The organism is Polaromonas sp. YR568 (genome assembly GCF_943369415.1).
Taxonomy (GTDB): Bacteria; Pseudomonadota; Gammaproteobacteria; order Burkholderiales; family Burkholderiaceae_C; genus Polaromonas.
This window is the reverse complement of the sequence record NZ_CALRNF020000002.1, coordinates 199,413-210,877: the sequence shown is the minus strand read 5'-3', so window position 1 is coordinate 210,877 and position 11,465 is coordinate 199,413. Positions and strand designations below refer to the sequence as shown.

General features: G+C 64.2%; 3 protein-coding genes. All 3 read left to right on the top strand.

Going from position 1 to position 11,465, the window contains the following annotated elements:
- Positions 1 to 138 precede the first annotated feature (138 nt).
- The 3 genes from ACLV74_RS02355 to ACLV74_RS02345 all read left to right on the top strand — a co-directional run bounded on the left by ACLV74_RS02355 (position 139) and on the right by ACLV74_RS02345 (position 11,125).
- Positions 139 to 4,773: a beta strand repeat-containing protein gene (locus ACLV74_RS02355; protein WP_411877754.1), complete on the top strand. Its 4,635-nt coding sequence runs from the start codon at positions 139 to 141 to the stop codon at positions 4,771 to 4,773.
- A 267-nt stretch (positions 4,774 to 5,040) separates the two neighbouring features.
- Positions 5,041 to 9,204 carry a YDG domain-containing protein gene (locus ACLV74_RS02350; RefSeq protein ID WP_411877753.1) on the top strand — a complete coding sequence of 1,388 codons (4,164 nt, stop codon included), beginning with the start codon at positions 5,041 to 5,043 and terminating at the stop codon, positions 9,202 to 9,204.
- A gap of 238 nt (positions 9,205 to 9,442) precedes the next feature.
- Positions 9,443 to 11,125 (top strand): ShlB/FhaC/HecB family hemolysin secretion/activation protein, encoded by a 1,683-nt coding sequence (locus tag ACLV74_RS02345; RefSeq protein ID WP_411877752.1) that lies wholly within the window; start codon positions 9,443 to 9,445, stop codon positions 11,123 to 11,125.
- Positions 11,126 to 11,465: the final 340 nt, after the last annotated feature.

Sequence of the window (11,465 nt, the reverse complement as noted above, 5' to 3'; positions counted from 1 at the left end):
GCGGGCGTTGTAGCGCATTTGTGCTACAGGCAAAACCCGTAGGCATAGCTACCATTCCTTGCACTGTTGAATTGATCGAAACGCCGACGAACAGGTGGCCGCTTTCATCGTTAACCACCGCGCGCAAAGAAAGCTCCCATGAAAAGCCACGCCAGCATGAACCGTATCTACCGCCTGGTGTGGAATGCCGCTTTAAACCTGTGGGTCGCGGTGGCGGAAAACGCCAAGGGGCAGGGCAAAAGCGGCTCGGCGCGCAACAAGGCCGCGCTGCTGATGCTGTTGCCGCTGGCGGCCTTGATGCCCGATGCCCGGGCCGCCGATGCGGCCAATGCCACGGTGACGGCCGGTGCCGCAGGCGTGTCCACCGCAGGCAACACCACCACCATCAACCAGGCCAGCCAGCGCGCGGCGATCGACTGGACCAGCCTGTCGACCCGCGCGAACGAGGCACTCATCTTTAACCAGCCCAATGCGCAGGCCATCGCCCTGAACCGGATCACGGGCTCCAGTCCGAGCGAGCTGCTGGGCAGCCTCACGGCCAACGGCCAGGTTTTTATTCTGAACCCGAATGGGGTGTTGTTTGGCGCGGGATCTCAGGTCAATGTGGGCGGCCTGGTCGCTTCTACGCTCAGCATGAGCAACGCCGACTTTATGGACGGCAAACATGTGTTCACCGGTTCGGGTGGTTCGGGTTCGGTCGTCAACCAGGGAACGCTCAACGCGGCGTCCGGCGGTTATCTCGCGCTGCTGGCGCCCGAGGTGCGCAATGAAGGCGTGATGACGGCCAGCCTCGGCACTGCGCTGCTGGCCGCAGGCAACAAGGTCACGCTGAACCTCGACAACGGCTCACTCCTCGGCTACAGCATCGACCAGGGCGCGATCAACGCACTGGCCGAGAACAAACAATTGATCCAGGCCAATGGTGGGCAGGTGCTCCTGTCGGCCAAGGCCATGAACAGCCTGGCCACGGCCACGGTGAACAACGCCGGTGTCATCGAAGCGAAGACCCTGCAGAACAAGGCCGGCCGCATCATGCTCATGGGCGACATGGAGACTGGCACGGTGAATATGGGCGGCACGCTGGATGCGAGCGCCCCTGACGGCGGAGATGGTGGTTTTGTTGAAACTTCTGCCGCCCATGTCAACATCACAGCAGGCACACGGGTGACCACACTGTCAGCTAACGGAAACAGCGGCACCTGGCTGATCGATCCGGTGGACTTCACCATTGCCGCCACCGGCGGCGATATCAGCGGCGCTACCCTTAGCAGCAATCTGGCATCAAACAGCGTCGTCACCATCCAGAGCAGCAGCGGCGCCACCGGCACCCTCGGCGATGTGAATGTCAACGATGCGGTGACCTGGAGCGCCAACAAATTAACCCTAAATGCCCAAAATAACATCAACATCAACGCCAATCTGAACGCGTCGGGCACGGCCCAACTCGCGCTGGAATACGGACAAGGCAGCGCAGCCGGCAGCGGCAGCAGCTACAGCATCAACAATGGCGCCAAGGTGAATCTGCCGGCCGGCAACAACTTCAGCACCAAACAAGGCAGCAGCGGAACGATGCTGGCCTGGACCGTCATCAATAGTCTGGGCAGCGCGGGCAGCACGACGGCAACCGATCTGCAGGGCATTAATGGCGGCCTGAACGGTCGGTATGTGCTGGGCGCAGATATCGATGCGACGATCACCAGCGGCTGGAATACAAGCGCGGGTTTTGCGCCAATAGGGGGTAGCAGCACCATGTTCAGCGGCAGCTTAGACGGCCTGGGCCATACGGTGAGCAATCTGACCATCAAACGTTCATCGGCCGGCTATGTCGGCTTGTTCGGCTACACGGGTAACGGTAGCGTGATCCGCAATGTGGGACTGGTTGGCGGCAGCGTGACCGGCGGTAGCTACGTCGGCGGGCTGGTGGGATATAACACCGGCAGCATCAGCAACGCCTACGCCACCGGCAGCGTGACCGGCGGCCTGGACGTCGGCGGGCTGGTGGGGATTAACCTCAACGGCAGCATCAGCAACGCCTACGCCAGCGGAAGCGTGACCGGCGGCGACGAGGTCGGCGGGTTGGTGGGGAGTCACACCGGCACCATCAACAACGTCTACGCCAGCGGCAGCGTGACCGGCAGTTACAGTTTCGTCGGGGGGCTGGTGGGCGTTAACCAGGGCACCATCGGTAACGCCTACGCCAGCGGCAGCGTGACCGGCGGCGGCTCCTTGGTCGGGGGGCTGGTGGGGTTTAATGCCGGCACCATCGGCAACGCCTACGCCAGCGGCATCGTGACTGGCAGCTCCGTCGTCGGCGGGCTGGCGGGGTTGAACGTCGGCACCGTTACCAACAGCTACTGGGACATCACTACTACCGGACAGGCAAGCAGCGCCGGCGGCACCGGTTTCACCAACGCCAACGCCTTTGCACAGAGTAGCTACAGCGGTTTCGATTTCGGCGCCACCTGGTGGATGTCAAACGCCAATACCCGCCCCTTTCTGCGTAGCGAATACAGCACCACCATCAACAACGCGCACCAGTTGCAACTGGCCGCGATGAATTTGGGGGCCAGCTACACGCTGGGCAGCAATATCGACATGGCCGAGCTGAGCCGGGCTTCGGGTATGTGGAATACCGCCACCGGTTTTGCGCCAATAGGGGATAACAGCACCATGTTCAGCGGCAGCTTCGACGGCCTGGGCCATACGGTGAGCAATCTGACCATCAATCGTTCATCGACTGGCTATGTCGGCTTGTTCGGCTACACGGGTAACGGTAGCGTGATCCGCAATGTGGGACTGACTGGCGGCAGCGTGACCGGCGGCAACGACGTCGGCGGGCTGGTGGGATATAACACCGGCAGCATCAGCAACGCCTATGCCACCAGCAGCGTGGTGGGCAGCAACTACGTCGGCGGGCTGGTGGGGGAAAACGACAGCAACGGCAGCATCAACAACGCCTACGCCAGCGGCAGCGTGACCGGCAATAGCTATGTCGGCGGGTTGGTGGGGCAGAGCGACGGCAGCATCAGCAACGCCTATGCCACCAGCAGCGTGGTGGGCAGCAACGACGTCGGCGGGCTGGTGGGCGTTAACTTCCGCGGCACTATCACGGCCTCCTTCTGGCTGAACAGCATCAGCACGACGGGAATCGGCTCGCAAGGCGGGACCATCGACAGCTTCAGCCGCGGCCTGAGCGCCAGCGAGGCCACCAGCGCCGGCACCTACAGCGCCGCAGGCTGGGGCGTGGCCACGGCCGGAGGCTCGTCCTCGGTCTGGCGCATCTATGACGGCAGGACCATGCCGCTGCTGCGCAGCTTTCTGACCGCGTTGACCGTCACGACCGGCGACGTCAGCAAGACCTATGACGGCACAACCAGCCTCAGCGACAGCTACACCCTGAGCGACAGCAGAGCCGACACCAGCCGCATCCTCGGCATCGCCGCCTACAGCACCAGCAGCAAGAACGTGGGCAGCTACGCCGTGAGCACCAGCGGCCTGTACTCCGGCCAGCAAGGCTACGACATCAGCTACGTAAACGGCGCCGCCACGATCACTGCCGCCACGTTGACGGTCAGCGGCACCACAGCCGCCAACAAGACCTATGACGGCACGGCCGCCGCCACCCTCAGCGGCAACCTGGGTGGCTTCGTCAGCGGTGACGCCGTGGCGCTCAGCCAGAGCGGAAGCTTCAGCGACAAAAACGCCGCCACCGGCAAGAGGGTGAGCTACACCAACAGCCTCTCGGGCGCCGACGCAGGCAATTACGTGCTGGCATCGGCCAGCGGCACGACCACGGCCACCATCAGCCAGGCCGCGCTGACCATCAGCGGCATCACAGCCGGCGACAAGACCTACGACGCCGGCACCTCAGCCACCGTCAATACGGCGGGCGCCAGCTACAACGGCCTGTTCGCCGGTGATGTGGTGAATGTGGCGGCCACGGGCCAGTTCAGCGACAAAAACGCAGGCGCCAACAAAACCGTCAACCTGAGCAGCAGTTACAGCGGTGCTGACGCGGGCAACTACGCCATCAGCAGCCAGGCCAGCACGACGGCCACTATCCACAAGGCCGACCTCACGGTTCAGGCAACAGGCACCAGCAAGGTCTATGACGGCACCACGGTGGCTAACGTCGCGTTCAGCAACAACGCCCTGGCGGGCGACGTGCTCAACGTGAGCAGCAGCGCCAGCTTTGCCGACAGCAACGCTGGCCTCAACAAAGCCGTCAGCGTCACCGGCATTGCCGTCGGCGGCTCGGATGCCGGCAACTACAACCTCATCAGCGGCACCACGGCCAGCACCACGGCGGACATCACACCGAAGCAACTGACCGTCACAGCCAACAACGACACGCAGATGAGCGGCGCGCCCTACAGCGGCGGCAACGGCGTCAGTTACAACGGCCTCGTTACTGGCGACACGGCCACTGCGGTGCTGGCCGGCAACCTGGCTTACGGCGGGAGCGCGCAGGGTGCTTACCTGGCGGGTGACTACGACATCACCCCGGGCGGGCTGCTGGCCAACGGCAACTACAGCCTGCGTTTTGTGCAGGGCCGGCTGACCCTCAGCGGTGGAGACGCCGCTTCGGTTGCGTTGGGCGGCACGGCGCTGGTTGGCGCTTACCAGACCTCCCTCAACACACTTTCCGGCGATAGCTTTGTTCCACGCGTAATGCTGGGCGATAGCAAGGGGAAGGGTGATGGCGACGATGCTGCGGCTGCGTCGGTCAATGCCGCCGCGGCGGAGGCCACAGACCAAAGCGGTGGCAACTAGGCAAACGCCCGGAAGTTGTGCACTGCTATTTTGATAGCGACGAGTGACCGCCATCATTGGGTTGCATCAAATCTTGTGCGAATCAAGGCGCAAAAGTCCTGAGGCTGTAGCGCATATGCGCTACAGACACCGGCGCCTGCAATTCGTACGATCACGGCAGAACTTCTTGCGCCGTTAGCAGCTTCTCCAAATTTCAATTGACTGAAAAGCGGGGCAAACAACTGCCTGTTTTGCCCTTACGCCAATTCGCCCTCCACAAAGCCCGATATGAAAAGCCACGCCAGCATGAACCGTATCTACCGACTTGTCTGGAATGCGGCTTTAAGCGTTTGGGTGGCCGTGGCTGAGAACGCCAAGGGACGCGGCAAGGGCGGCCCCGGCCATGGCGGCGTGGCAGGTTCCGAGCCGGCAAGCGGCTTTGTCCTCCATGCACGGTGCCGCGCGGCACTGGGACTGGTTCTGTCACTGGCCTTCGCGGTCACGCAGCAGGCCCAGGCCGCCGATGCGGCCAACGCCACGGTGTCCGCCGGTGCCGCCGGGGTAACAACTGTCGGCAACACCACCACCGTCAACCAGAGCAGCCAGCGTGCGGCGATTGACTGGACCAGTTTGTCGACGCGTGCCAACGAGGCGCTGGTCTTTAACCAGCCGAATGCGCAGGCAATTGCGCTGAACCGCATCACCGGCAGCAGCCCGAGCGAATTGCTCGGAAGCCTGACGGCCAACGGCCAGGTGTTTATCCTGAACCCGAACGGCGTGCTGTTTGGCGCGGGCTCGCAAGTCAACGTCGGTGGCCTTGTTGCCTCGACGCTGAGCATGAGCAACGCCGACTTCATGGACGGCAAGCATGTGTTCACGGGAACGGGTGCTTCGGGTTCGGTCGTCAACCAGGGCACGCTGAGTGTTGCGCCCGGCGGGTACCTCGCATTGCTGGCCCCTGAAGTGCGCAATGAAGGCGTGATGACGGCGAGCCTGGGGACGGCGCTTCTAGCCGCAGGCAACAAGGTCACGCTCAACCTCGACAACGGCAGCCTGCTGGGCTACAGCATCGACCAGGGCGCGATCAATGCGCTGGCCGAAAACAAGCAGCTCATCAAGGCCGACGGCGGCCAGGTGTTGCTCTCGGCCAAGGCCATGAACAGCCTGACCACCGCCACGGTGAACAACACCGGTGTCATCGAAGCGAAGACGGTGCAAAACAAGGCCGGTCGCATCCTGCTGATGAGCGACATGAGTTATGGCGCGGTGAACGTCGCGGGCACGCTGGATGCCAGCGCGCCGACCGGCGGCGACGGCGGTTTTATTGAAACCAGCGCCGCCCACGTCAAGATCGCCGACAGCGCGGTGATCACCACCAGGGCGGCCGACGGCCTGGGCGGGCAGAGCGGCAGCTGGTTGATAGACCCGACCGACTTCACGATTGCGGCGACCGGCGGCGACATGACGGGCGCGGCGCTCTCCGCGCAGCTGGCCAACAACGGCACGGTCACCATCCTGAACACCCAGGGGGCCAGCGGAACCGCGGGAGACATCAACGTCAACGATGTAGTCAGCTGGAACACCAACGGCGTGCTGACCCTGACGGCCGGTCGCGACATCAACATCAACCGCGCCATTACCGCAACGGGTGCGAGCGGCGGCCTGGTGCTCAACTACGGCGGTGACTACAAGGTCAAGGCCCCGATCACGCTCAGCGGTGCCAACGCCACGCTGGCCATCAACGGCACGAGCTACACGCTGATCCACAGCATGGCCGAGCTGGACGCCATCGACAGCACCGGGCTGAGCGGCAGCTACGCGCTGGCCGGGGATCTGGATGCCAGTGGCACCACCTACACCGGTGCGCTGGTGGGCGACAGCAACAACGCCTTCGCCGGCACCTTTGCCGGGCTGGGGCATACGGTCTCGCATCTGACTATCAATGCCGGCTCGCAATACAGCGTTGGTCTGTTCAGCCGGAACAGCGGGACGATCCGTGACCTGGGTCTGGTGGGCGGCAGCGTTTCGGGAAGTGGCTTTTATATCGGCGGGCTGGTGGGCTACAACATTGGCGGCAGCATCAGCAACTCCTATGCCACCGTCAGCGTTTCGGGAAGTGGCTTTTATATCGGCGGGCTGGTGGGCGTCAACTACCAAAGCAGCATCACGAACTCCTATGCCACAGGCACGGTAACGGGCAGTAGCAGTAGCAACTCTGTCGGCGGGCTGGTGGGCACCAACTACCACGCCAACATCACCAACTCCTATGCCACAGGCGCAGTAACGGGCAATAACGCCGTCGGGGGGCTCGTGGGCTACAACCAGTACGCCGCCAGCATCACCAATGCCTATGCCACAGGCGCAGTAACCGGCAACATTGGTGTCGGCGGGCTGGTAGGCAGCAACTTCTGGGGCATCATCGACACCACCTATGCCACCGGCCGCGTTTCGGGAAGTCGCAACGTCGGCGCGTTGGCCGGCGATAACGTCACCGGCGCGGTGACGGAATCCGACGCCGGCGGGGTGAAGGCCTCCTTCTGGTTGAACAGCGTCAGCACCACAGGCATCGGTGGTGGAAGTGGTCTGGTTGATGGCTACACCCGAGGCCTGACCGACATCGAGGCCAGCACGGCAAGCATCTATACCGCTGCGGGCTGGGATGTGGCCAGCACCGGCGGCTCCTCCTCGATCTGGCGCATCTATGACGGCAAAACCATGCCGCTGCTGCGCAGCTTCATGACCGCGCTGACCGTCACCAGCAACAACGTCAGTAAAACCTACGACGGCAGCACCGTCCTCAGTAACATTGGCTACAGCTTGAGCGACAGCAGCGCCGACACCAGCCTGATCCTGGGCACCGCCGCCTACAGCACCAGCAGCAAGAACGTGGGCAGCTACGCCGTGAGCACCAGCGGCCTGTACTCCGGCCAACGGGGCTACGACATCAGCTATGTGGGCGGCACCGCCGACATCACCGCAGCCACACTAACCGTTAGCGGCGGCAGCGCCGCCAACAAGACCTATGACGGCACGACGGCGGCTACCGTCAGTGGCGGCAGCTTGAGCGGACTGGTGAGCGGCGACACCGTGGCACTCAGCCAGAGCGGCAGCTTTAGCGACAAGAACGCTGCGACTGGAAAAACCGTCAGCTACACGAGCAGCCTGTCGGGCGCCGACGCGCGCAATTACGTGCTGGCATCGGCCGGCGGCACCACCACGGCCGACATCAACCGGGCGGCCCTGAGCATCAGCGGCATCACGGCGAGCGACAAGACCTACAACGCCAGCGACGCAGCCACCGTGAACACAGCGGGTGCCAGCTACAGCGGCCTGGTCGCCGGCGATGTGGTGAGCGTGGCGGCCACCGGCCTGTTCAGCGACAAGAACGCCGGCGTCAATAAAACCGTCAACCTGAGCAGCAGCTACAGCGGCGCTGATGCGGGCAACTATGTCATCACCGGCCAGGCGACAACGACCGCCAGCATCAGCCGGGCGGCGTTGACCATCACGGGCATCACCGCTGCCGACAAGACCTATGACGCCGGCACGGCCGCCACCGTCAACACGGCGGGCGCCAGCTATACCGGCCTGTTTGCCGGCGACGCGGTGAACGTGTCGGCCACCGGTGTGTTCAGCGACAAAAACGCGGGCGCCAACAAAACCGTGAACCTGTCGAGCAGCTACAGCGGCGCCGATGCGGGCAACTACGCCATCACCAGCCAGGCGAGCACCACGGCCAGCATCAACAAAGCCGATCTGACGGTTCAGGCAACTGGTGCCAGCAAGGTCTATGACGGCACCACGGCCGCCAACGTCGCGTTCAGCGGCAATGGCCTGGCGGGCGACGCGCTCAACATCACAGGCAGCGCCAGCTTCGCCGACAGCAACGCCGGTATCAACAAGGCCGTCAGCGTCACCGGCATTGCCGTCGGCGGGGCGGATGCCGGCAACTACAACCTCATCAGCGGCAGCAGTGCTTCCACCACGGCGGACATCACGCCGAAACAGTTGACCGTGACAGCCAACAACGACACGCAGATGAGCGGCGCGCCCTACAGCGGCGGCAATGGCGTGCGCTACAACGGCCTCGTTACTGGCGACACGGCCGCCGCCGTACTGGCGGGCAGCGTTGCCTACGGCGGAAGCGCGCAGGGCGCCTACCTGGCGGGTGAATACGACATCACCCCGGGCGGGCTGCTGGCCAACGGCAACTACAGCCTGCGCTTTGTGCCGGGCCGGCTGACCCTCAGCGGTGGGGACGCCGCTTCGGTTGCGTTGGGCGGCACGGCGCTGGTTGGCGCTTACCAGACCTCCCTCAACACGCTTTCCGGCGACGGCGTTTTGGCCGGCGCTTTCCTGGGCGACAGCAAAGGCAAGGGTGATGGCGACGCCGCGGCCGCGGCCATCAATGCGGCTGCGGCAGAGGCGGCCGGGCAGGACGGCGGTAACTAGGCGAGTGGCATGAAGTGGATTGCCCCCGGAACTGTCCCTAAAACTGGGGACATACAAGCCCATCAGCCTCTGCGACATTCCTGCCATTGCCAAACTTTCGACCTGGTACATATGTAGTATGGCCAGCCTGCCAATAGAGACAGAGAATCACGGGAGCCAGACGCTGGGACAGCCACGCCTTTTGCTCCCATGCCTGCGCCGCCAGAAAAGTACAACCAGTACCACCGAAATGAGAACAATGAAATTCAATTCCTTGCCCCTTTCCACCCTGACTTCGGCGCTGTTGCTGGCCATCCACGGCGGCGCCTGGGCGCAGACGCCGCCCGTGCCCGATGCCGGCCAGGTGCTGCGCGACCTGCGCCAGGCGCGGCCCGTGCCGCCGCAGGCCGCGCCGCTGCAGCGCATCGAGGAATCGGCCGACCTGAGCCAGAAAGGCGAGGCCAGTGTGCTGGTGAAGTCCATCGCGATCACCGGCAACCAGGAAATCCCGTCCGCCGAGTTGCAGCCTCTGGTGGCCGGCCTCATAGGGGCCGAGCGCTCGCTGAGCCAGCTCAATGCCGCCGCCAGGCGCATCACCGCCTACTACCGCAGCAAGGGTTTTGCCGTGGCCCGCGCCTACCTGCCCGCGCAGGACATCACCGACGGCGCCGTCACCATCAGCATCATCGAAGGCCGCATCTCCAGCCACAAGATCAACAACCAGTCGCTGCTCAGCGACGAGCGCGCCCAGGCCTACCTGGGCCAGGTCAAGGACGGCGACGTCATCAAGAGCGACCAGATAGACCGCGGCCTGCTGCTGCTGCAAGACACGCCCGGCGTGAGCAGCTCGCGCGCCACGCTGCAGCCAGGCGCGAGTGTCGGAACCTCGGAGCTGCTGATTGAAGTCAACCCCGCCAAGCCCTACAGCGGCAGCGTGGTGGCCGACAACTACGGCAGCCGCTACACCGGCGAATACCGCCTGGCCGGCACCTTCAACGTGGCCAGCCCGCTCAAAATCGGCGACCAGGTCACCGCCAATCTGCTGACCTCCGGCGACAACCTGAGCTTTGCCCGCCTGGCCTACCAGTTGCCCCTAGGCAGCGACGGCCTGCGCCTGGGCGCCGCCTATTCGGACATCCACTACAAGCTGGGCAAGGAATTCGAAGCCCTGCAGGCCCACGGCACCGCCACCAGCGCCAGCGTGTTCGCCGCCTACCCGTTCATCCGCAGCCAGTTCAAGAACCTCAGCGGCACGGTCTCGTATGAAGACAAGAACCTGAAGGACTATGTGGACGGCACCAACACCTACACGCCCAAAAAAGTCGGCGTCACCACGCTGGGTTTGTCGGGCAGCCTGCAGGACGCGCTGGGCGGCGGCGGCATCACCGGCCTGGACCTGTCGGTGGCTTTCGGCAACCTGAGCATCAACTCGCCCACGGCGCTGGCCATCGACAACGCCTCGGCCCAGTCCAACGGCAGCTACACACGCTTCAGCTACGGCGCCAACCGCCTGCAGCGTTTTACCGACAGCACCTTCCTGGCGCTTTCGGTGAGCGGCCAGACCGCCAGCAAGAATCTGGATTCGTCCGAGAAGTTTTCGCTGGGCGGCATCAACGGCGTGCGCGCCTACCCGCAGGGCGAGGCCAGCGGCGACGAAGGCTACCGCGCCACGGTGGAACTGCGCCACAACGTGATCCCCAACGTGCAGGCCACCGTGTTCTACGACGTGGGCAAGGTCACCATCAACCGCAAGCCCTTCGGCCCGCCGGCATCGAACAGCCGCAACCTGGCTGGTGTGGGCGTGGGCGTCAACGCCAGCCTGGGCCCGGTGCAACTGCGCTCATCGCTGGCCTGGCGCACAGACGGCGGTTTGCCGACGTCCATCCCGGCATCGGCGGCCAAGCGGCCCACGCTGTGGATGCAGGCTTCGGTGGCTTTCTGATTTAGCTCCCTCTCCCGCTTTAACTCCCTCTCCCTTGGGGAGAGGGCAGGGGTGAGGGTGACAGCGCTTCAATCACGCAAAGCCAGAAATCAAGCGCCGCCAGCCCCCATCCCAACCTTCCCCCAGCGGGGGAAGGAGCAAAACGCTTTAACGCCCTCTCCCAGAGGGAGAAGGAGCAGGAACCGCCGGCTCGGCCACCGGCGCCGAGAAATAACGCGCTGAAACCTCCAGCACACGCCGCGCGTTCACCTCCATATCACCGCAGGGCCGCCGCGGCGCCTGCACATAAAAAGGCCAGGGGGCGGACACGCGCGCCGGCTGCGGCCTGGCCTGCGGTGTG

Bases quoted from the DNA above. Each gene is read 5' to 3' on its own strand.
- ACLV74_RS02355 (WP_411877754.1), top strand. From the start codon at position 139: ATGAAAAGCCACGCCAGCATGAACCGTATCTACCGCCTGGTGTGGAAT.
- ACLV74_RS02350 (WP_411877753.1), top strand. From the start codon at position 5,041: ATGAAAAGCCACGCCAGCATGAACCGTATCTACCGACTTGTCTGGAAT.
- ACLV74_RS02345 (WP_411877752.1), top strand. From the start codon at position 9,443: ATGAAATTCAATTCCTTGCCCCTTTCCACCCTGACTTCGGCGCTGTTG.